This window comes from Microbacterium deminutum, from assembly GCF_039530205.1.
Taxonomy (GTDB): Bacteria; Actinomycetota; Actinomycetes; order Actinomycetales; family Microbacteriaceae; genus Microbacterium; species Microbacterium deminutum.
On sequence record NZ_BAAAOG010000002.1, the window covers coordinates 57,478 to 79,462 of the forward strand.

At 68.6% G+C, this 21,985-nt stretch carries 16 protein-coding genes; 7 read left to right on the forward strand and 9 right to left on the reverse strand.

The window, feature by feature from the left end:
• Positions 1-11: 11 nt before the first annotated feature.
• Entirely contained in the window at positions 12-2,261 is a 2,250-nt protein-coding gene (locus ABD212_RS06645; protein WP_344092614.1) for a winged helix-turn-helix domain-containing protein, read from the forward strand.
• 94 nt (positions 2,262-2,355) lie between these two features.
• Here ABD212_RS06645 and ABD212_RS06650 read toward each other — a convergent pair whose 3' ends face one another.
• From ABD212_RS06650 to ABD212_RS06670, 5 genes are all read right to left on the reverse strand, one after another.
• Complete coding sequence (locus ABD212_RS06650; protein WP_344092616.1) at positions 2,356-4,032, reverse strand: MDR family MFS transporter; 1,677 nt, start codon at positions 4,030-4,032, stop codon at positions 2,356-2,358.
• Complete coding sequence (locus ABD212_RS06655) at positions 4,029-4,679, reverse strand: TetR/AcrR family transcriptional regulator (RefSeq protein ID WP_344092618.1); 651 nt, start codon at positions 4,677-4,679, stop codon at positions 4,029-4,031. The genes ABD212_RS06650 and ABD212_RS06655 overlap by 4 nt, the downstream gene beginning before the upstream one ends.
• Positions 4,680-4,749: 70 nt before the next feature.
• Positions 4,750-6,804, reverse strand: a complete 2,055-nt coding sequence (locus tag ABD212_RS06660; RefSeq protein WP_344092619.1) for a GMC oxidoreductase — start codon at positions 6,802-6,804, stop codon at positions 4,750-4,752.
• Between the two features lie 89 nt (positions 6,805-6,893).
• Positions 6,894-7,547: a dihydrofolate reductase family protein gene (locus ABD212_RS06665; RefSeq protein WP_344092621.1), complete on the reverse strand. Its 654-nt coding sequence runs from the start codon at positions 7,545-7,547 to the stop codon at positions 6,894-6,896.
• A gap of 100 nt (positions 7,548-7,647) precedes the next feature.
• Positions 7,648-8,463: an MBL fold metallo-hydrolase gene (locus ABD212_RS06670; protein WP_344092623.1), complete on the reverse strand. Its 816-nt coding sequence runs from the start codon at positions 8,461-8,463 to the stop codon at positions 7,648-7,650.
• A gap of 185 nt (positions 8,464-8,648) precedes the next feature.
• Between ABD212_RS06670 and ABD212_RS06675 the strand changes: the two genes are divergently transcribed.
• The 6 genes from ABD212_RS06675 (at position 8,649) to ABD212_RS06700 (ending at position 17,178) form a co-directional block, all read left to right on the forward strand.
• Entirely contained in the window at positions 8,649-9,236 is a 588-nt protein-coding gene (locus ABD212_RS06675; protein ID WP_425561246.1) for a GAF and ANTAR domain-containing protein, read from the forward strand.
• A gap of 28 nt (positions 9,237-9,264) precedes the next feature.
• Positions 9,265-9,978: an ANTAR domain-containing protein gene (locus ABD212_RS06680; RefSeq protein WP_344092629.1), complete on the forward strand. Its 714-nt coding sequence runs from the start codon at positions 9,265-9,267 to the stop codon at positions 9,976-9,978.
• Between the two features lie 162 nt (positions 9,979-10,140).
• Positions 10,141-12,348, forward strand: a complete 2,208-nt coding sequence (glgX, locus tag ABD212_RS06685; protein ID WP_344094097.1) for a glycogen debranching protein GlgX — start codon at positions 10,141-10,143, stop codon at positions 12,346-12,348.
• A 48-nt stretch (positions 12,349-12,396) separates the two neighbouring features.
• On the forward strand, positions 12,397-14,751 hold the full coding sequence (treY, locus tag ABD212_RS06690; protein ID WP_344092632.1) for a malto-oligosyltrehalose synthase: 2,355 nt from the start codon (positions 12,397-12,399) through the stop codon (positions 14,749-14,751).
• Between the two features lie 48 nt (positions 14,752-14,799).
• Positions 14,800-16,548 carry a malto-oligosyltrehalose trehalohydrolase gene (gene treZ, locus ABD212_RS06695; protein ID WP_344092634.1) on the forward strand — a complete coding sequence of 583 codons (1,749 nt, stop codon included), beginning with the start codon at positions 14,800-14,802 and terminating at the stop codon, positions 16,546-16,548.
• A gap of 33 nt (positions 16,549-16,581) precedes the next feature.
• Entirely contained in the window at positions 16,582-17,178 is a 597-nt protein-coding gene (locus ABD212_RS06700) for a cation efflux transmembrane domain-containing protein (RefSeq protein ID WP_344092637.1), read from the forward strand.
• A 131-nt stretch (positions 17,179-17,309) separates the two neighbouring features.
• Here the strand turns inward: ABD212_RS06700 and ABD212_RS06705 are convergent, their stop codons facing one another.
• From ABD212_RS06705 to ABD212_RS06720, 4 genes are read right to left on the reverse strand one after another with little or no spacing between them, the layout of a single operon-like run.
• The gene (locus ABD212_RS06705) at positions 17,310-18,383 is read right to left on the reverse strand and encodes a winged helix DNA-binding domain-containing protein (RefSeq protein WP_344092640.1); all 1,074 of its coding nucleotides are present in this window, start codon (positions 18,381-18,383) and stop codon (positions 17,310-17,312) included.
• Positions 18,384-18,436: 53 nt separating this feature from the next.
• Complete coding sequence (locus tag ABD212_RS06710; protein ID WP_344092642.1) at positions 18,437-19,600, reverse strand: low temperature requirement protein A; 1,164 nt, start codon at positions 19,598-19,600, stop codon at positions 18,437-18,439.
• 52 nt (positions 19,601-19,652) lie between these two features.
• Entirely contained in the window at positions 19,653-20,438 is a 786-nt protein-coding gene (locus tag ABD212_RS06715) for a copper chaperone (protein ID WP_344092644.1), read from the reverse strand.
• Positions 20,435-21,985: a tyrosinase family protein gene (locus tag ABD212_RS06720; RefSeq protein WP_344092646.1), complete on the reverse strand. Its 1,551-nt coding sequence runs from the start codon at positions 21,983-21,985 to the stop codon at positions 20,435-20,437. Before ABD212_RS06720 ends, ABD212_RS06715 begins: the two co-directional genes overlap by 4 nt.

Sequence of the window (21,985 nt, forward strand, 5' to 3'; positions counted from 1 at the left end):
TGCCGGGGGGCGTGAAGGATCCGCCACGTCTGAGTGCGGATCCTCCATCCGCCGAGACGAGCCTCTCGCCAACGCTCGGGCCGAGGTTCCGTCCGCCGGCTGCTCGCGCCGGGATCGTCACCCGCACCGCGCTGATCGAACGGCTGACCGCATCCGACTCGCCCGTCATCGCCCTCGTCGCACCCCCCGGCTACGGCAAGACCACGCTCCTCGCGCAGTGGGTCCGGCGTCTGGGGCCGCGAGTGGCATGGGTGTCGTGCGAGAAGACGGATGACGACCCCGCCGCGCTGTGGACAGCGGTCGCCACCGCGATCGATGCGGTCGCTCCACTCGGCCCTGCGGCCTCTCGGCTGCTTGCAGCGAGTGGCGGAAGCATCGGCATCGTCCCGGCTTTCGTCGCCGCCATTGAGCCGATCGGCCCCCCGATGACCATCGTGCTCGATCACCTCGAGCATGTCTCCAGCGCGGAGTCCCACGCCGCCCTCGCCGAATTCGCGATGCGAGTGCCGCCGGACTGGCAACTGGCGTTGGCCTCTCGCGAGCCGTTGCCGGTCCCCACCGCACGGCTGCGCTCCCAGGGTCGCATCCTGGAACTCGGATCGTCGGAGCTGGCGATGTCCGAGGCTGAGGCCCAAGCGCTGATGGCCGGAGCGGGGGTGGACGCGCAAGCCGCTCTGAGCGGCCGGCTGCTTCAGCAGACCGAAGGCTGGCCCGTCGGGCTGTACCTCGCCGCGCGGGCCATGAAGGAGGGCACGCCGATCGGCGACTTCGCCTTCGGCGGTGACGATCGATGGGTCGGAGAGTACCTTCGCTCCGAGCTGCTCTCGCGTGTCACGGCCGACGAGGCGCGCCTTCTGCTGCGGGCCTCGGTGCTCGATCGCCTCAGCGGACCGCTCTGCGACGCGATCGCGGACGTGAGCGGCTCTTCCCGGGTGCTCGAGGATCTGGTGGGCCGCAACATGCTCGTCGTGCCCCTCGACCGTCACCGTGAGTGGTACCGCTACCACCACCTGCTTCGCGAGCACCTACAGGCCGAGCTGCGGGTGCTGAGCCCCGACGACATCCCGGAACTGCACTCGCGAGCGGCTGCCTGGTACGTCGCCAACGGCATGCCGGAAGAGGCTGTCGAGCACGCTCAGGCGGCCGCAGACGCAGACCTGGTCGCCGTGCTGATCCTGGAGCTCATGAGCCCTGTGTGGGCAAGCGGTCGCGTCGAGACCGTTCTGCGCTGGATGCAGTGGCTGGAGGGGCATCCCTCCGCAAGTCACTACTCGGCAGTGATGGCCCACGGCTCGCTCATCCATGCGCTCCTCGGGCGAGCCGCCGAGTCCGAGCGATGGGCCGAGGTCGCCGAGCGCTTGCCGAGCGAAGCAGGTCAGCTGCCGGATGGCAGCTCGGTGGCTGGGACGCTCGACTACATGCGCGCCAATCTCGCGCGAGACGGAGTGCCCGGGATGCGTCGAGAGGCGAGAGCCGCCTGGGACGGCCTCGGTCCCGCGAGCCCGTACCGCGCCACGCTGGCCCACATCGAGGGAGTCTCCTACCTGCTCGAGCGTGATCTCGACCGTGCCGATGCTGTCATGGCGCACGCTTCCGACCTGGCGGCAGCGCAGGGGAACATGCCCTTCGTGAGTCTCATCCTCGCCGAGCGCTGTGTCGTGGCGACCGAGCGGAACGACTGGCCCGTCGCGGACTCCTTCTCGCAGCGTGCTCTCCGCATGGTCGAGGACGGCGGGCTCGACGGCTATTGGACCAGCGCGCTCGTCTTCGCCACGGCGGCCCGCTCGGCAGCGCACGGTGGAGACATGCCCGCTGCCCGGCGCCTGTCGCGGCGCGCGGCGCAGCTGCGACCGCTGCTGACCTACGCGCTGCCGGTCGTGGCGGTGCAGACTCTCGTCGAACTCGCCCGCGCATACCTGGGCTTCGCGGATCAGGACGGGGCCGCTGCCGCGCTCGACCAGGCGACTCGGATCCTGCATGAGCGTCCCGACCTGGGCACACTGCCGAGGACCGTCGCATCGCTGCAGGCGCGAGTCGGCGAGATCCGCGAGACGACGATCGGCGCGTCATCCCTCACCGCAGCGGAGCTGCGACTCGTCCCGCTGCTTCCCACCCACCTCTCGATGCGGGAGATCGGCGAGCGCCTCCACATCTCCCGCAACACCGTCAAGTCCGAGTTGATCTCGCTCTATCGGAAGCTCGGGGTGTCGTCGCGCAGCGAAGCGGTGACCCGGACGAGCGATCTGGGACTGCGGATCTAGGCCGAGGCGGCCGAGCGAGGGATGAGGCGTGAAGTCCTGGCGCGTGAGGCGAGAGAGGCCGGCCCGCGCCTCACCGGGCGCGGGCCCAGGAACCTCAGACCGATCTTCCGCTCCCGCCACCGGAAGTCTGCGGAACACGGATCGTGCCGCTGTGGACCGAGAGCACCGGCTCCACCGTGGGGTTGGCACCCACGGACAGCGACTCGTCCAGCACCTCCATGTTCAGCGACGGCTCGCCATCGACCTTCTCGATGCGGGTCGCGAGCGGCTTCTCGACCACGAACAGCAGCAGGACCGCGGCGACCAGCACGAGCGGCACCATCAGCAGGAAGATCGGCGCCAGCGCGTCGTTGTAGGCGTTGACGATGATCGAGTGGATCGGTTCGGGAAGATCGGCGACGATCGCGGGGGTCAGCGAGTTCAGCCCGGTGTCGCCGGTTCCTCCCGGAGGCAGGTGAGAGGACAGGATGTCGGTCAGCCGCGAGACGAACAGGCTGCCCACGATCGCGGCGCCGAGCGACGATCCGATCTGCCGGAAGAAGTTGTTCGAGCTGGTCGCGGTTCCGACCATCGCCTGCGGGAACGAGTTCTGCACGACGAGGATCAGGATCTGCATCGACATCCCGAGCCCGAAGCCCATGACTGCGAGATAGACGCACATGATCCAGATCGCCGTCGTGGCCTCGAGGGTCGACAGCAGGAACAGTCCCAGCCCGGTCACCAGCATGCCGATGATCGGGATCGCCTTGTACCGGCCGGTGTGCGACACGATCTGGCCGGAGCCGATCGACGACACGAGCAGCGACCCCATCATCGGGATCATCAGGAGCCCCGCCTGTGCTGCGCCGACGCCAGTGACCATCTGCAGGTACGTGGGCATGTAGGCGAGCGCGCCGAACATGGCCACACCCGTGATCAGGCCTGCGGCGGTGGTGAGGTTGAAGTTTCGGTTCCGGAACAGCCCGAGCGGGATGACGGGCTCTGCGGCCCGGCGCTCGATGAAGACGAACAGCACACCGAAGACGACCGTCGCGATGATCAGGCCGATGATGATCGGCGAGTTCCAGTCGTACGTGCTGCCGCCCCACGTCGTGAAGAGCACGAGGCTCGTCGCCGCGAGCGCGACCACGATCATGCCCGGGTAGTCGATGCGCGGCTTCACGAACTCCCGCTGGGGCAGCTTCAGGAAGAAGATGGCCGACAGGATCGCCAGGATGCCGAGCGGAATGTTCATCCAGAACGCCCAGCGCCATCCCGGACCGTCCGTGAAGTACCCGCCGAGCAGCGGACCCGCCACGCTCGAGACTGCGAACACCGCGCCCATGATCCCCGAGTAACGCCCCCGCTGACGAGCCGGCACGACATCCGCGATGATCGCAAGCGCCAGGATCATCAGGCCGCCGCCACCGAGGCCCTGGACCGCCCTGCCCGCGATGAGCGTCGCCATCGAATCGGCGAGGCCGCCCATCACGCTGCCCACCAGGAAGATCGAGATCGCGGCGACGAAGAGCCACTTGCGGCCGACGAGATCGCCGAGCTTGCCGTACACCGGCATCACGATCGTCGACGCCAGGATGTAGGCCGTCGTGACCCACAGCATGTGCTCGACGCCGTTGAGCTCTCCGACGATGGTCGGCAGCGCTGTGCTGAAGATGGTCTGGTCGAGCGAGGCGAGAAGCATCGCGACCATCAGACCGGCGAAGACGAGAAGCACGCTTCGGGTCGAGGGCATGCCCTCTTCCTGCTCGGAGGGGACGGACGCAGCAGTCATGAGAGTCTCTCCAACACGGTTCGGAGCGTCGTGATCGAACGCTCGTAGGTCTTGCGCGGATCGACGGAGCCGTCGGCGTCCGCGGCGCCGGCATTGCGTTCGCTCGCCCACTTCTTCATGCTGACCCGCACGGTCGCCATGCAGATCCCGATGACGATGCGAGCCTCGTCGAGGCGCTCGGCCTCGCTGTCGGCGGCGAAGCGCGGGTCGCCCGCCATCCATTCCGCGACGATCTCGCTCAGGCGCCCCTCGACCTCGGCGACCCGCAGCATCTGGCGGGTCATGAGCTGGGGATGCCGCTGGATGACCTCGCGCGTCAGGTCGGGGTCGTCGTGCTTGCCGCCGCCAGCCTCGAACAGCGCGTACAGCAGGTCGAACACGGCGAGGAACAGATCGTCGGGCGCCTCGCGCGGCTTGTCCAGCTCGCCGGAGATCGCGGCTTCGTCGATTCCGAGGACCGCATCCTCCTTCGAGGGGAAGTAGTTGAAGAAGGTTCGAGTGGACACATCAGCACGTTCGCTGATCGCATCGATCGTCGCCGCATCGAAACCGCGCTCGAGCACCAGATGCACGGCGGCGTTGTGGATGGCGGATGACGTCCGCGCGCGCTTGCGCTCTCGAAGGCCGACTGCGCGGGACTCGCTCATCCAAGCGATTATTGCATGGATTGCAACTTTACATGAGTGAACTTTTGTTGTGCCGATGGCGAGCGTCTGGTCACTGCATCATCAGGGCGCCCACCCGCAGGGCGTTGGCGAACACCGTGAGCGCCGGGTTGAATCCGCCGTTCGTCACGTGCAGAGATGCGTCGGCCACGAAGACGTTGCGAGTGCCCCACAACAGGCCGCGCGGATCGCACGCGCCGAACGCAGGATCGGCGGACAGTCGCGCTGTGCCCGCCGAGTGCTCCTGCCCCTGCGGCGCGACGGTCAGTTCGCGCGTCATGATCCGCCGTCCGCCGGCGGCGCGCAGCCAGTCCGAGCAGTGCCCCGCCATGGCGGCGACATTTGCCCGTGTGGCATCGTGAGCAGTGCCGCGCAGGCGGACCGCCGGCATCCCGCGTTGGTCCTTGACGACCGGATCGAGAAGCACGCGGGTCTGCGCGTGCGGGATCTCCTGCACCATGGCCATGGTCCCCACCAGGTTGGGAGTCTCGCGCATCCACGCCTTGTGCACGGTGCCGAACGGGGCTGAAGCCAGTTCCCGGCCCACCTGGGCCTTGTCATACGGGAACTGCAGCGCGGCGTCGAACATGACTCCGCCGCCCCAGCCGTGCGGGTCGCTGTGCACGAAGTCGATCGTGGCGACCGAGTGCCCCGGCCCTACGGTCTCCTTGATGTCCGGGGCTTCGCCGGCGATCGCGAGAGCGACGCCGTGCGTCATGTGGCTGCGTCCGACCCACTCATTGCCCAGGCCCGAAGCCAGCAGCAGCCGGGCGGTCTCGATGGCTCCCGCGGCGACGACGATCCGTGCGGCGCGCGCTCGGAACCCGCGCTCCCCGCTGCGCCCCTCGACGACGCCGACGACTCCGGATGCCGTCCCGCTGCCGTCGTGTTCGATCGAGGTGACCTGAGCACCGAGAAGAAGGTCGGCGCGTCCCGTTGCGAGAGCACGAGGGATGAACGTGTTCTGCGCGCCGTTCTTCGCGTTCACTGGGCACGCGTGCCCGATGCACTGTGCGCAGCGCACGCACGCCGCCCGGCCGTCCCGGCTCACCGAGTTGATCGCGAAGGGAATGGGAGACGTGGTGATCCCGAGCCGTCGGCCCGCTGCGGTGAGCGCCTCGCGGGTGCGGTCACTGCGCATCGCGGGCAGCGGGTAGCCGCGGCGCCGCGGCGTCGCCCTCCCTACGGCACTGTCGGCATCCCCCGCGACGCCTAGTTCCCACTCCGCGCGCTCGTAGTACTGCTCCAGCTCGGCGTAGTCGAACGGCCAGTCCGCCAGCGTGCTGTCCACCGGCGTGCCGTACGTGGATGCCATCCGGAAGTCCTGCTCCCAGAATCTCCACGACATCCCCTGCCACACGCGCGTCCCTCCCCCGAGGACCATGGCATTCAGGCCATACGCGAGGGCATCGCCTTCGCCGTGCAGCAGCTCAGCCGTCCCGTCGGAGTGCTCGATGACCCGGGGATTGCCGGCGTGCGGCCCGACTCGGACGTCATACAGCCCCGTGCGCTTGCCCTGCAGGTGGTTCCCACGCAGTTCGCTGTTGCGCATCGGCTGGGCGCGATCGATCAACAGGACGTGCTGACCTCCTTCGGCGAGTTCGGCCGCGACGGCACCGCCCCCTGCACCGGCGCCGATGACGATGACGTCATAGGAATCAGCGAGCCGTTCGGCGTCGATCCCCGGAGGGTCGGCCGCATCCACGGCATCCACCCCCTCGGGGATCGCGGAGTACCCCACCATCTGCCACCCCGCGGGCTCGCGCGTGCCGCCATAGAACCCTTGGTAGGCGACTGTGGTCACGTCGTGCATCGGACCGGCTGCACCTTCCCGTTCGAGAAGCGACGCGAACACCGCCGACTGCTCAGCGGCGGCGAGGGCCGCGAATGGTCGGCGGTGCGAGTCGTTCGCGGCACGGTCCGCGGCCTCAGCCGCGTTCGCGAGGGCGGTCGCGCTCCATGACATGAAGTCGGAACCGTGCTCGCGAAGGAGCCGTCCGACCCCTCCCTCCCAACCGCCCGGCCAGTCGTCTACCGGAATCACCGTGTCGAAGAGGGCCCTCAGCGTCGGCTCATCCGGGTGATCGGACAGCTCGTCACCGGCCATGTCGTGATCCTTCCCTGGTGCCGGCTCGGCCGGCATCCATCCGCGCTGAGAACCTGGTTCCCGTGCCCCGGAACCGTCGCGCGACTCGGTCAGCTCCTGCGCGTGAAGGTCAGGTGTATCACGCCGCTGGGTGACGGAACCGCTTCGATGTCGAAGCTGTCTTCGAGCCCGTCGAAGCCCTCCCAGAGGCGCTCGCCGCGACCGAGGAGTATCGGCACCAGGACGATGTGCATGCGGTCGATCAGGTCGGCCGCCAGGAACTGCCGGATCGTGTCGGCGCCGCCGCCGATGCGTACATCCCGTCCACCTGCGAGTTCGCGGGCCTGCTCGAGCGCGGTGCTGGGCTCGGCGTCGACGAAGTGGAACGTGGTGCCCCCTGCCATCTGCAGAGTCGGTCGCGAGTGATGGGTGAGGACGACGACGGGTGTGTGGAAGACCGGATCGTCGCCCCACCATCCCTTCCACTCCTCGTCGTTCCATGGCCCGCGGTAGGGCCCGAACTTGTTGCGGCCCATGATCTCGACCCCGACGTCCACGTTCCAGGCGCTGGCGAAGGCCTCGTCGACTCCGACCGAGCCGCCCGGTTCGCCGTGGATCTCCATGGCGCGGAAGGTGCGGGTGCCGAACGCCCACTCCATGAGTCGCATCCCGGCGTGCCCGAACGGCGCGTCGAGCTGCTGTCCCTCGCCGGCGGCGAACCCGTCGAGTGACACCGAGAAGTTGTGGACGCGCACAGATGACATACAGGACCCCTGACGGTTGCGGCTATGAACACCATAGGCAGTGCGGTGCGCCGCCCGCCCGTCTGCCTCCAGTGATCGCACGAATCTGAGCGACACGCTCTCAGGTCAGATGGTCGAAGTCTCCGCTGACCCAGCCGATGTGACGGCTCGCCGACCACCGGACGATTTCACGGGCACCGCTCGGGATCACGTTGTCGAAGTTGCCGTACAGCCGGTCGAATTCGAATCGCTCGACGTGCGCGGCGATCCGTTCCACGACCGCACCCGACAGCGGGAGCCGATTCGGATAGCTGCGCATGAAGCTGACGGAGGTGCGATCGGGGTTCGCGAAGATGGTGTCGCTCGACAGCAGCACGCCCCTGCCCTCCGCGCCGGCCGCCCAGTGCACGACGGCGCTTCCCGGAAAGTGGCCACCCGGCTGGGTGAGCGTGACCCCCGGGAGGATCTCCCTCTCACCCGACCATGTCCGGATGACGGGATCGGGCCGCGCCACCCACGTCCGGTCCTCCTCCGCGACGAGCACGGGCACGCCGCCGAGCGCACGACTCCACTCGACCTGCACGCCGTACATATGCGGATGGCTCGCGACGATCGCGGCGACGGGGCCGATTTCGAGGATGCGCTGCACGCCGGCATCGTCGAGGAACCCGATGGGATCGAACAGCAGGCAGCCCCCGTCCGTGCGCAGCAGCTTCGACTGCTGCCCGATGCCAGCGCCCGGCCGGCTGCTGATCGCCCACAGATCGGGCTCCAGCTCGACGAGCTCGGTGCGGTAGCCGGCATCCGCCATCTCGGTCAGCGTGGTCCAGCGCTGGCCGTCCGCCGGGACCCACTGCCGGTCGTCGGCGCAGATGGCGCACACGTCGATCCGGTCGGCATGCTCGACGGCGCAGGTGGCACAGATCCAGAACGACATGGCCGCACCCCTCACACAGTTCGTCGCGGATAGTAAACCAGAAGCCCGTGGCGGGGCGTACGCTTGAGAACAAGGCGGCCGTGGACCCAGGAAGCCCACAGGGCTGACGTCGGGTGAGGAGAATGATGCGGTCGTCCTCTCCTGCGCATCGCGCACCCCGTTTGTGTCGGGCGTTCACGTCCGCGTTGCCGGTCGAGCACGCCGCCATCTCCACACTCGGGGATCCGTTCGAAGTGGAGACCGTGTGTTCCACGGACCGGCTCGCCGCGCGTCTCGACGAGCTGCAGCTGGACTACGGTGAAGGGCCCTGCTGGCAGGCCCGCGCTACCCGGACCGCCGTGCTGCTGCCGGATCTCCAGTCGCCTCTCGCCCCGGCGTGGCCCGTGGTCCAGGCCGCGATCGCATCGCACGAGATCCGGGCCGCGTATGCCTTCCCGATGACCATCGGCACTCTGGCGATCGGCGCTGTCGACCTTTACGCCGCAGCCCCCGATGCGCTGTCGCAGACCGACGTCGCCACTGCCTCCGCCATGGCCGACGCGGCGGCGATCACGGTCCTGCGTCATGCCATGGCTCACCGCGACGACTCTGCCGGCGAGAACCCTTCCTCGCGGCGGATCGTGCATCAGGCCACCGGAATGGTGATGGCCCAGATGCACATTCCCCCGGCGGACGCGCTGCTCGTCATCCGGGCGCACGCTTTCGCTGCAGGCCTCTCCGTCCACGAGGTTGCGACGGACATCGTCGAACGACGACTCGATTTCTCTGCCTGAGCGCCGACCCCAGGCGTAAATTTGAGAGATGACCTCTCGAACGCGGGAACAAGAGCTGGTCGAGACGTTCGTAGACCTCGCCGACACGCTTGTCGTCGGCTATGACATCGTCGATCTGCTGTACCGGCTCGTCACGAGATGCGCCCGCACCCTCGAGGCCGCCGATGCCGGCATCCTCCTGCCGAATCTGGACGGCCAGCTCGAGGTGGTCGCGTCTACAAGCGAACGCAGTCATCTCATCTCGCTTCTCCAGCTCGACGCCGGCGAGGGGCCGTGTGTCGACGCCTATCAGACCGGACGCCTGGTCACCGTGGACGACATCGCCGCGACGTACGCCCGGTGGCCGACTTTCGCGGTATCGGCGGCCAAGCTCGGCTATCAGTCCATGCACGCCATCCCCCTTCGATTGCGCGCCGACACGATCGGCTCACTCAACCTCTTCAGCGATCGGCCGGGCCCGCTGAACCCCGACGATGCGATCGCGGCGCAGGCGCTCGCCGACATCGCCACGATCGGGATCCTTCACGAACGCGCGCTGCGCGAGTCGGACATCGCGCGCGAACAGCTGCAGCATGCGCTCGACAGCCGGGTCATCATCGAACAGGCGAAGGGAATCCTCTCCCACACCGACCGGATCGACATGGACGAGGCATTCCAGCGACTTCGCGAACGGGCGCGCACCACCGGACGGCTGCTGTCGGTCGTCGCCCGGGAGATCGTCGACGAGACCAGCCGGTCCTGAGGCAGGATCGGCCCTTGCATCCCACCCGTCGACGTCGGCAGCGTTCGGCCTGTCCCCTGTGACATGCGCGCGTCGTGGTTGTCAACCCCCGCATCCGACACCGGGGACCGCGATGCGTCCACTTATCGTGAGAGTCAACGTGTGCTGACAGAACGGAATCGCATGCAGACCTGGCCCGGCTCCACCTACCCGCTCGGTGCCACATTCGATGGCAATGGAACGAACTTCGCCTTGTTCAGCGAGGGCGCAGAGCGGGTCGAATTGTGCCTCTTCGGTGATCGCGGCAAGGAGACCCGCGTAGACCTCATCGACATCGATGCCTACGTGTGGCACTGCTACCTGCCGAACATCAGCCCGGGGCAGCGCTACGGCTACCGGCTGTACGGCGAGAACGACCCCACCACGGGCAAGCGGTTCAATCCGCACAAGCTCCTGCTCGACCCGTACGCCAAGGCCGTCGAGGGTCAGGTCAAGTGGGGACAGCAGGTCTTCGGCTACACCTTCGGCCAACCCGACTCCCGAAACGACGAGAACTCGATCGGCAAGGTCATGCTCGGCGTCGTCATCAATCCCTTCTTCGACTGGGCCGGCGACCGCCTCCCGAAGACGCCGTATGCGTCATCGGTCATCTACGAGGCGCACGTCAAGGGCCTCACCAAGCTGCATCCGGATCTGCCCGAGGAGATGCGCGGCACGTACAGCGGGATCGCGCATCCGGTCATCATCGATCACCTTCGCAAACTCGGCATCACCGCCATCGAGCTGATGCCCGTGCACCAGTTCGTGAACGACTCGACGCTCCAGGACAAGGGCCTCTCGAACTACTGGGGCTACAACACGATCGCCTTCTTCGCGCCGCAGAACACCTACTCGTCGACCGGCCAGCGGGGCGAGCAGGTGCAGGAGTTCAAGGGGATGGTGCGTGCCCTGCACCGCGCCGGCATCGAGGTGATCCTCGATGTGGTGTACAACCACACGGCCGAGGGCAATCACCTGGGTCCGACGCTGTCGTTCCGCGGGATCGACAACGAGGCGTACTACCACCTCGAAAAGGACAAGCGCTATTACACCGACTACACCGGCACCGGCAACTCGCTGAACGTCCGGCATCCGCACACGCTTCAGCTGATCATGGACTCGCTGCGCTACTGGGTGCTCGAGATGCACGTCGACGGCTTCCGCTTCGATCTCGCCTCGACTCTCGCGAGGGAGTTCTACGAGGTCGACCGCCTCGCCACCTTCTTCGAACTCGTCCAGCAGGATCCGGTGGTGTCGCAGGTCAAGCTGATCGCCGAGCCTTGGGATGTCGGGCCCGGCGGCTACCAGGTGGGCAACTTCCCGCCGCAGTGGTCGGAGTGGAACGGCAAGTACCGCGACACCGTCCGCGACTTCTGGCGAGGCGAAGCCCCCGCCCTGGGCGAGTTCGCGTCCCGGCTCACCGGATCCGCCGACCTGTACGAGACCTCCGGACGGCGGCCCGTCGCATCGATCAACTTCGTGACGGCACACGACGGATTCACGATCCGCGACCTCGTCTCGTACGAGCAGAAGCACAACGAGGCCAACGGCGAAGGCAACAAGGACGGCGCCGACGACAATCGGTCCACCAACTTCGGGGTGGAGGGCCCGACCGATGACCCCGAGGTGCTGAAGATGCGAGCGCGTCAGCAGCGCAACTTCATCGCGACCCTTCTGCTGTCGCAGGGCGTGCCGATGCTGCTGCACGGCGATGAGCTGGGCCGGACTCAGCGGGGCAACAACAACGGCTACGCCCAGGACCACGAGCTCACCTGGGTGCACTGGGATGCCGTCGACGAGCCGCTCGTCGAGTTCACTGCCGCGCTGGTCCGCCTTCGCCGGGAGCACCCCACGTTCCGTCGCAGCCGATTCTTCGACGGGCGGCCGATCCGCCGCGAGGAGGGTGCACCGCTGCCCGACATCGCTTGGCTGCGGCCGGATGGCACCGTCATGCAGCCGGAGGACTGGGAGTCCGGGTTCGGGCGCGCGATCGGAGTGTTCCTCAACGGTGACGGCATCCGCCAGCGCGACCGCCGCGGCGAGCGCATCACCGACAAGCATTTCGTCGTGCTCTTCAACGCGAGCGACAGGCCGATCGACTTCCTGCTGCCCGCGCCCGAGTTCGGCCCCAGGTGGGAGGCGCTCGTCGACACCGTCGGCGAGCTCGCGAACACTGCGATGATCGAGCCGGCGAGCGCGGTGACGCTCGCCGCGAAGGCCCTCATGGTGCTGCGGGAGCACGAGATTCCCGAACCGGTTGTCGATCACTCCGTGGCCACATCGCTGGCCGCCGGACCCCGCGCGGGCGACCTCGCGCCGGGCCAGGCGCCCTCGTCCGAGATGGATCACTGACGCGCCGGCAGCACGAGCCCGTTACCTGCGCGCCCCGAAGGAGCCGCCATGACGTCCCATCCCTCGTCGACGTACCGACTCCAGATCCGCCGAGGATTCGATCTGGATGCCGCGGCCGAGATCGTCGACTACCTCAGTCGCCTCGGCGTCGGATGGGCGTACCTCTCGCCATTGCTGCGGGCGACCGAGGGATCCGACCACGGGTACGACGTCGTCGACCCGTCGCAGGTCGATGCGGCACGCGGCGGGGCGGACGGCCTGGATCGCTTCGCCGCGGCGGCCCGGGCGGTGGGACTCGGCATCCTGGTCGACATCGTTCCGAACCATCTCGGCGTGTCCGCGCCCGAGCAGAATCCGTGGTGGTGGGATCTGCTCGCCAACGGCCGATCCTCGCGCTACGCGGACGCCTTCGATGTGGATTGGGAGTTCGGCGGCGGAAAAGTGCGGCTGCCGGTGCTGGGGTCTTCCGTGGCGGATGCCGCGCACGCCGGCGAACTGCGGATCCACGAAGACGAGCTGCGCTACTTCGATCATCGATTCCCGCTCGCTCCGGGATCGGTGACGGATGCCGAGCGGGCGACCCTCGCGAACGACGCTGGTGCGAGCCTGCTGCTCGACGTGCACGGGCGGCAGCACTACGAACTCATCGAGTGGCGCCGCGAGTCGTCGGAGCTGAACTACCGCCGCTTCTTCACCGTGTCGAGCCTCGCCGGGATCCGGGTGGAGGATCCGGCGGTGTTCGACGAGGCGCATGTCGAGGTGCGCCGCTGGTTCGAGGAGGGGCTCGTCGACGGGCTGCGGGTCGATCATCCGGACGGCCTGCAGGGACCGGGAGAGTACCTGGAGCGGCTCGCGAAGCTCTCCGTCGGTGCCCACGTGCTCGTCGAGAAGATCCTGGAACCGGGCGAGGCGCTGCCGCCGTTCTGGCGCACCGACGGCACGACGGGATATGAAGCGCTGGCGGAGTTCGACCGCGTCCTCGTCGACCCGTCAGGTGAGCGTCCGCTCGACGCGCTCGACGCCGCGCTTCGGGCGCAGACCGGGCTGGCTGCGCCGATGTCGTGGGGTGAGCTGATCGCGTTCACGAAGCGGTCGATCGCCGAGACGGCGCTTCGGTCCGAAGTCCGTCGCGTGCACCGCGACCTCGGTCTCGACGTGCCGCTCGCCGAAGAGGCGATCATCGAACTGCTGGCGCAGTTCCCGGTCTACCGGTCGTACCTGCCGGCGGGGCTCGACCACCTCGACGCTGCCGCCCGCAGTGCCCGCGCGCGTCGGCCCGAACTCGGCGAGGCGCTCGCCGCGGTGGTGGCAGAGCTGGGCGATCCCGGCCATCCGGCGAGCCTGCGCTTCCAGCAGACCAGCGGCATGGTGATGGCGAAGGGCGTCGAAGACACGGCGTTCTACCGGTTCACGCGCCTCGGAACCCTGACCGAGGTGGGAGCCGATCCGTCGAGCTTCGCGCTGACACTGGATGAGTTCCATGCCGCACAGGCGTCGCGCGCGGCATCGTGGCCGCACGCGATGACCGCTCTTTCGACGCACGACACGAAGCGCGGCGAAGACCTGCGGGCGCGCCTCGCCGTGCTGGCAGAGGTGCCCGAGCGCTGGAACGATGTCCTCACCGGACTCCGCGTCGCGGCGACGACCGGTCACGGACCGTTCGACAATCTGCTCTGGCAGGCCATCGTCGGCGCGTGGCCGGCATCGCGTGAGCGCATCCACGCCTATGCCGAGAAGGCGGCGCGCGAGGCCGGCGAATCGACGAACTGGTGGGACCCCGATGAGCGATTCGAGGCGCGGGTGCACGCCGTGGTGGATGCCGCCTTTGACGACCCCGCGGCATCCGCTCTGGTGGACGCCTTCGTCGCGGAGATCTCCCCAGCGGGCTGGTCCAACTCGCTGGCGCTCAAGCTCGTGCAGCTCACGGCACCGGGAGCGCCCGATGTCTACCAGGGCAGCGAACTGTGGGAGCAGAGCCTCGTAGACCCCGACAATCGCCGGCCCGTCGACTTCGCGAAGCGTCGCCGGATGCTGTCCGCCCTCGACGGCGGCGAACGCCCCCCGGTGGATTCCACGGGTGCCGCGAAGCTGGTCGTGGTCTCGCGCGCGCTTCGACTGCGACGGGACAGACCCGAGCTCTTCACGCGGTACGTCCCCGCGACCGTCGTCGGCCCCGCCGCCGAGCACGCGATCGCGTTCGATCGCGGCGGAGCCATCACGGTCGCCACGAGACTCCCGGTGGGGCTCGCAGCCCGCGGCCGGAGCCCGTGGGCGGGAACGATGCTGCTGAAGGGATCGTCACCTGCCCTCGACGTCCTCACCGGGCGCCGGTTCGACAGCGGCGAGGTCGCGTTGACGGAACTTCTCGCGGACTACCCCGTCGCGCTGCTCGTGACCGAATAGCCGCCGCAGTGCGGAGGCCAAGCACGCGAGGCGCGAGAGGATGACGGCATGATCGAGGTGTGGGCGCCGCGCGCGACGCGGATGAGGCTGCGCCGGCCGCACCGGCCCGACGCCGAGCTTCGATCGGCCGACGATGGCTGGTGGGCCGGCGAGATCGAACTCGCCGACGGTGACGAATACGGCTTCGTCCTCGATGAAGCGGGATCTCTGCGACCCGATCCGCGATCGCGCCGCCAACCACGGGGCGTTCACGAGGCCTCGATGTTCTTCGACATTCGCGCCCACGCGTGGATGGATGCCGGGTGGACCGGGCGCCAGCTGGCCGGCGGCATCCTGTATGAACTCCACATCGGCACCTTCACCGACGGCGGCACCCTCGACGCCGCCATCGAGCGGCTGGATCACCTCGTCCGGCTCGGCATCACGCACGTCGAGCTGCTGCCGGTGAACGGCTTCAACGGGATTCACAACTGGGGCTACGACGGCGTGCTGTGGTACACGGTCCACGAGGGTTATGGCGGCCCGGCTGCCTACCAGCGATTCGTCGATGCCGCGCACGCACGCGGGCTCGCCGTCATCCAGGATGTCGTCTACAACCACCTCGGGCCCAGCGGTAACTACATGCCGGAGTTCGGCCCATACCTGCGCGACGCCGAACGCAACGCATGGGGCTCGTCGATCAACCTCGACGAGCGAGCCGTGCGTGACTACATCATCGACAACGCGCTGATGTGGCTGCGCGACTACCACGTCGACGGGCTGAGGCTGGATGCGGTGCATGCGCTGAACGACCGCTCGCATCCGCACATCCTGCAGGAGCTCGCGGAGACGGTCGACGCCCTGAGCGCCCACCTCGGTCGGCCGCTCACCCTCATCGCCGAATCCGATCTCAACGAGCCGACGCTGATCATGCCTCGCGAGGCACGCGGCTACGGCCTGGCCGCGCAGTGGTGCGACGACTGGCATCATGCCGTCCACGTCGCGCTGACCGGCGAGACGGCGGGCTATTACGAGGACTTCGCCGACCTCGACGCCCTGCCAAAGGTGTGGACCGGCGGCTTCTTCCACGACGGCACGTTCTCATCCTTCCGCGGACGGGAGCACGGATATCCGATCCCCCCGGACGTGCCCGCCTGGCGGCTCGTGACGTTCGTGCAGGACCACGACCAGATCGGCAACCGCGCGACCGGCGATCGGCTGAGCCACATCCTGGGCTACGACCGGCTCGCGATCGCCGCCATGCTCGCGCTGACCTCTCCCGGCACACCGATGCTGTTCATGGGCGAGGAGTGGGGCGCATCGACACCGTGGCAGTTCTTCACCTCGCATCCCGAACCGGAGCTGGGCGAGGCCACCGCGAAGGGCCGGATCGCCGAATTCGCCCGGATGGGATGGGATGAATCCCTGGTGCCGGATCCCCAGGATCCCGAGACCTTTCTGCGGTCCCGTCTGCGCTGGGATGAGACTTCGATCGGCGACCACGCCCGGCTCCTCGCGCTCTACGGCGACCTCGCACGGCTGCGGCGCGAGCGGTCCGAGCTCACCGACCCGGCTTTCGCATCGCTGGCCGCCGAGGCAGCGGACGACGAGGGTGTCGCCGCCCGCACGTTCCGGCTCCGTCGCGGCGCCCTCGCAGTCTGCGTGAATCTCACCTCGCACCGCGCCGAGTTCGATGAGGTCGGCGCCGTGGTGCTGGCGACCGACGCGGGGGCCGCCGGCGTCATGGACGGCGTACTCACGCTCGGGCCGGACACCGCCGCCATCATCGAAGAGGGCGGCGCACGGTCGCGGCCCTAGTGGGCGATCGCGGCGACCCACGAGACTGTCCTCATGCACGACCGAGCAGGATTCCGGGGTGTCGTGCTCGTCGTCGCCCTGTTGAACCTCGCCTACTTCGGCGTCGAATCCGTGGTCGCGCTGCGGATCGGCTCGGTTGCGCTGCTCGCCGACAGTGTCGACTTCCTCGAGGATGCGAGCGTCAACCTGCTCATCTTCTTCGCCGTGGCCTGGTCCGCCCGCGCACGATCTCGAGTGGGGGGCGTGCTGGCGTTCGTGATCTTCGTGCCTGCGATCGCGACCGGGTGGATGGCGATCGTGAAGATCCTGGATCCGCAGCCGCCCGCGCCGGTCCCCCTGTCTCTCGCCGCGTTCGGGGCACTGCTGGTCAACCTCACCTGCGCGACGCTGCTGGTCCGCCATCGTCATGCCGGCGGCAGCCTGACGAAGGCGGCGTGGCTGTCTGCCCGAAATGACGCACTCGCGAACCTGGCGATCATCGGGTCAGCCCTCCTCACCGTGTGGCTCGCCACCGGATGGGTGGACATCATCGTCGGACTGGGAATCGCCGCGCTGAACCTGGATGCCGCACGAGCGGTCTGGAGAGCGGCCCGGCAGGAACGCCTGGGGCTGGATGCCGCAGAGCCCTGACTCGCACGCTCGCGCGGCCCGCGCCGCAGATGACGTCTCACTGATCTGGTCCGCAAGTGGTTCCCGAACGCCCACGCGCCTCGGTGACAGGCCGGCCAGCCGGCATCCGTCACCGGACCGAGGATGCCCACTCAGTCGGACGAACCCGCCCACACAAGACGCGGGTCAAGCCCGAGATAGCGGCTGCAGCGGGTCGCGGCATCCTCGATCGCCTCCACCTCGTCGGGCTCGAGTGGCCGCAGCCGCCGGATCTCGAATGTGACCGTTCGGGCTGCGACCACCCGCTTCATGCCGGCGATCATCTGGCCATCGACCAGGGCCATGCCGATCGCGGTCTCGCGCGCCCGCGAGAGCAGCCCACCGGCATCCAGAACCCAGCGGGAGTCCTGGTAGCCCCGGTACATCTCGTCGAGCACCTGCAGCAGATGACCTCTCGGAGATGCGGACGCCGGGGGCTCGCCGGGCGCGTGCCAGTATGTGCGGTCATCGTGGTCGAAGGACTCGAGCCGGTCCGCGGCGGCGGCGAGGCCCCGACGTGCGTCGGTGAGAGTGAGCGTCGCCCAGTACGCGAGGTCTCGCACCGTGGCAGGGCCGTGAGAGGCGAAATACCGCAGGGCGAGCTCGGCCAGTGCCTCTTCGCGTTCCAGCCGACGCGGTGAAGGGACACGCTCGGCGAACAGAGCGTACGTGTGCTCCGCCTCGCGGGGGACACCGCTGCAGATGAGAGCCGCCAGCTCGAGGTGCGCCAACAGAAGCATCAGCTGCATCCCGGTCAGTTCGTGACCGCGGTGTGCGAGTGAGACGGAGAGCTCGGCGCGGGTCCGGTCGGGCGACTCCGCGAGAGTCTCGATCACGGCATCGGCGAGGGCATGCATGCGCCCCGCCAGTGGAGCAAGCTGCTGATCCACCGCGGGCAGCACCCTGGTTCGGGTGAGCTCGATCAGCCACCCGGCGTCGTCCGCGTGCACATAATGCCAGGTCGGGCGCAGCACGTGCGTCCGCAGCACCGTTCCGCTCGCCAGCAAACCGGCCAGGTCGGCGGGGCGCGGGTCGCGGGTGCGGGTGGCGACCGCCCAGGCCGACTGCGAGGGATTCTCCGCCTGAACGGCGAGCAGGGACCGCACGACGTCCTCGGCTCCGTCGACGGGGGCGGCCAGATGCTGTGAGTGCAGTCGCCAGAGAGCAACGGCATGGTCGGTGAGCACACGACGAGCGTAGGCCGACGCTCATCGATCGCGGGTGAGGGTCGGCCATCGACTCACGCCGGGGCATCCACTCTTCTGGCGCGAATCTCCGAGAGGGCCACGATCGCGACGATCGTGGCCGCCATCGCCGCCACCGACCAGATCGCGGGAATGACCAGGGCGGCGATCCCGACGACGAGCGGCAGGACGACGGCGGGCAGCGCCCACGGGAGCACGCTGCGCCACGGCGTTCCGTACCGCCGCGTGATCGCCGCGTTCGTGCCGTAGAACAGGATGACGCCGCCCCCGAGTGATGCGGCTGCGGATGGCGGCAGGGCAGACTGCGGATGCTCGATCGCCAGCGAGACGGCGCCCGCGAGCATCATGATCCCGGCCACCAGCACGAAGGGCAGGAAGGCGACCGTCTCGACGACACCGCGGGCGTCGCCGCGAGCGACGAGCTGCTCGAGCCCGGTGCGCATCGCGTCGATGCCGAACATGAACATCGCCCAAGCGAGACCGGCGGTGATGACGAACGAGAGCACGGCGACGACGGCCGAGAGCGGCGTGAAAGTGGTCGAGATGGCGATCACGATCGCCAGCACCGATTCGCCGAGCGCGATGATCACGAGGGTCCCGAAGCGGTCGGCGAGGTGCTCGACGTTGATGCCTCCGATGCGCTGCAGCAGCCCGGGCGCCGAGACGACCAGCAGCACGATCTCGATCGCGATCGCGATCGCCCACAGCACGAAGCGGAACGGTGACGGCGTGAATGCAGACACCAGCCAGATGACGGCCGTGCCGCCGTTATAGGCGAGCACCCGCACCCGCGAGCCGGCACCGGTATTCCAGCTGCGCCGCACCCACAGGGCGAGCATGACGGCGCGCAGGGCCGCGTTGCCCAGAGCGAACAGCCAGGCCCGGTCGGCGATCGCCTCGGGCGCGGCGACGGCCATCACCCCGACGGCGGCCATCGCGGCGAGCATGTAACCCGCGAGCGCGCGCCGGGACAGACCCTCCTGGATGTTGATCGTGAACGTCAAGTTCACCCACGACCACCACACCGAGGCGAAGAGGGCGAGGAAGACAGCAAGCTCGGCGAATGTCGGCTCGTGGTGCAGACCGGATGACAGCTGCCCGACGAGTGCGACGAAGACGAGGTCGAAGAACAGCTCCATCCAGTCCGCGCGCGACGCGTCCCGCTTTCGAGTACGCAGGGGCGCGCGCCGGCGGTGCATGCGACCATCATGCCCCTCGCGCGTCCCGCCTAGAGAGCGATGCGATGCACCGTCAGGTGCCGCGCACCACGCGAGATGACCTGCTCGAGCGCGCGCCCAGCCACTCCGGCGAAGGCTCGGGCGTGAACGGCAGTCGCCATCGCGGTCGCCTCGCCGGGTGATAGCGCTCCGCGGTCAGAAGGATGGTTGCGACGACCATGGCCGCGAGGTGATAGTCGGCGGCAAGCAGCACCAGCAGCATGACGGGGCCACAGGATGCCGCGCAGGCCCCACCCGTGATGGCGCCGTATCGCCACGCATCCCACTGAGCGGCTGAGCCGAAGACGCGGAGCGCAGGCGCTCGGTGGCAGACGTTGACGGCGCGCTGCCGCAGCGGTGAGCACTGCCAGACCACAGTGACGGCAACGGCGAGCCAGACCAGCCCGGCTCTCGCAGCGATCACCTGCGAGAGCGGCACGACGATGATCCCCAACGCCAGCCACATCATGCCGTAGCCGGTGAGGAACACGCCGATCGTCGGCATCCTGGTCCTGCGAAGGCTGCCGCGCCAGAGGCGACCGACCTCCCGCATCAGCAGAAGCGGTGCCATCGCGAGGATCATCGCCGGCCACACCGCGAACGCATGCGGCGCCGCTGCCGTCTCTGCAGCGGCATCCATGCCGTTCATGGCATGCATCAGAAGTGCGCTCTGCCTGGAATGGGCCGCGTGCGCCGCGGCCTCGCTCGCGGTCGACCACATCAGGGCCGCCCAGCCGACGCAGCTAGCGGCAAGCATTGCCGGTGCGGGCGCGCGCCGCACGAGCGCGCCGACAGCGCGGAGCCGCCGGCGAGCACTCATGTCTCGAGCATGAAGACGCTCATCCGTGCGACGCGGAAGTCCGCTGCCGCCACCGTCTCGTTGGCCGGCACGAAGCGGATGTCGAGCGCCGCGAGGTCGTCACCCGAGAGGTGCAGCGAATCGACGATGCTGCTGATCTCCAGCACCTGATTGATGCCGCTGCCGGCGTGCGGGCCGTTGCGATCGCTGGCGGCCGAGATGCCGAAGAGCGACAGGGTGCCTGCAAGTCGATCCGGATACGCGGCCGGGTCCTCCCCTGCGGGAAGATTCACGTAGACGTAGTAGAGCGCGGCGTCGCTGGTTCCGTGGATGCCTTCGAGTTTCAGGAAGACACGCGGCAGCGGTGCGGCGTTCTCGGCATCGGCGGCGCCCCCGCGGTCGAGCTTGCGACGCAGCGACTCCGTGCGTCGCCCGTCCATCTTCACGGGCGCCCCGGTCTCTCCCACGACGTGCACACCGCCATCGCTGGCGCCGATCAGCTCGGGTGCGGCTTCCGGGGTCATGGCACCTCCTTCGTCGAGGTCGACACCGCCTCCCACAGGCGCCTGCGCGCCCCCGGGCTGATCGACGGGCGGCAGCTCGAGCGGCTCGATCTCGTCGTCGTAGACGTAGTCGAGCGGCGATGCCGAGGTGTCGAGGACATCGCGGGCGGTGTACGCCCACTCCCCGGCGCTCGTCGGCATGGCGAACGGCCGGTCCGCCGGTCCGCCGAGCCAGCTCTCGTCCGTCGGGTCGTCGTTCCGGCGTCGCCAGGTGCTCCACAGTCGGTCGATGTTGGCGTGATGCAGCCAGAAGATCGGATCGAGCGCGGCCGTGAGCGGCGTGGTCATCAGGCCGAAGTTGCGCCAGTCGTTCGGATCTTCGCCGGGGATGCTGCCACCGATCGCGCCGTGGACGTTGTTGTGCGGGGCCGACTCCACGCCCCCGTTGGTGGTCTCCGACTCGGGCCCATGGTGGAAGAGCGTGCGCGGTCCACCGAATCCCGGCGGAATGTCGCCGACGCCCCCCGTGAAGTCCATGTCGTCGAGCGACGCCACCGACACGAGCCCCTGCGCGATCGAGATGGGCACCGTGCCACTCCCGTAACGTCGCTCGACGCGCAGCGGATTGTCCGTACCGTCGGGCAGCGTCTCTTCGGCGAACGCCTCGGGCAGCGTCCGCGCGTCGGCACGGGTGGTGTCGCTGTAGTTCCAGTAGGGCAGCGCCCAGTCCTCGGGCCCGCCGGCCGCAACGACGGCCGCGCGCGCGACCTGCTCGAAGGCGCTCAGGTACCCGCGATGCCACGGCAGGAAGTACCAGCTCTGGTGCTGGCATTGGTTCCAGAACCGGCGCTGGACACGCGCCGGCGGCGCGGTCACGTCCGGCTGGACCAGCCCGAACTCGATCCAGACCGTCGGGTGAACGCCGTGAATCGCTCCGAAGAACAGCCAGCTGGTGCGATCCGTGAGCGGGCGGGATTGCATCGTCCTGACCGCCCTCGCGTACCACAGCAGCGGCTCCGGCCATACCGAGCCGAGTGTGCGCACCTCGCGGCGAATCCGAGCCAT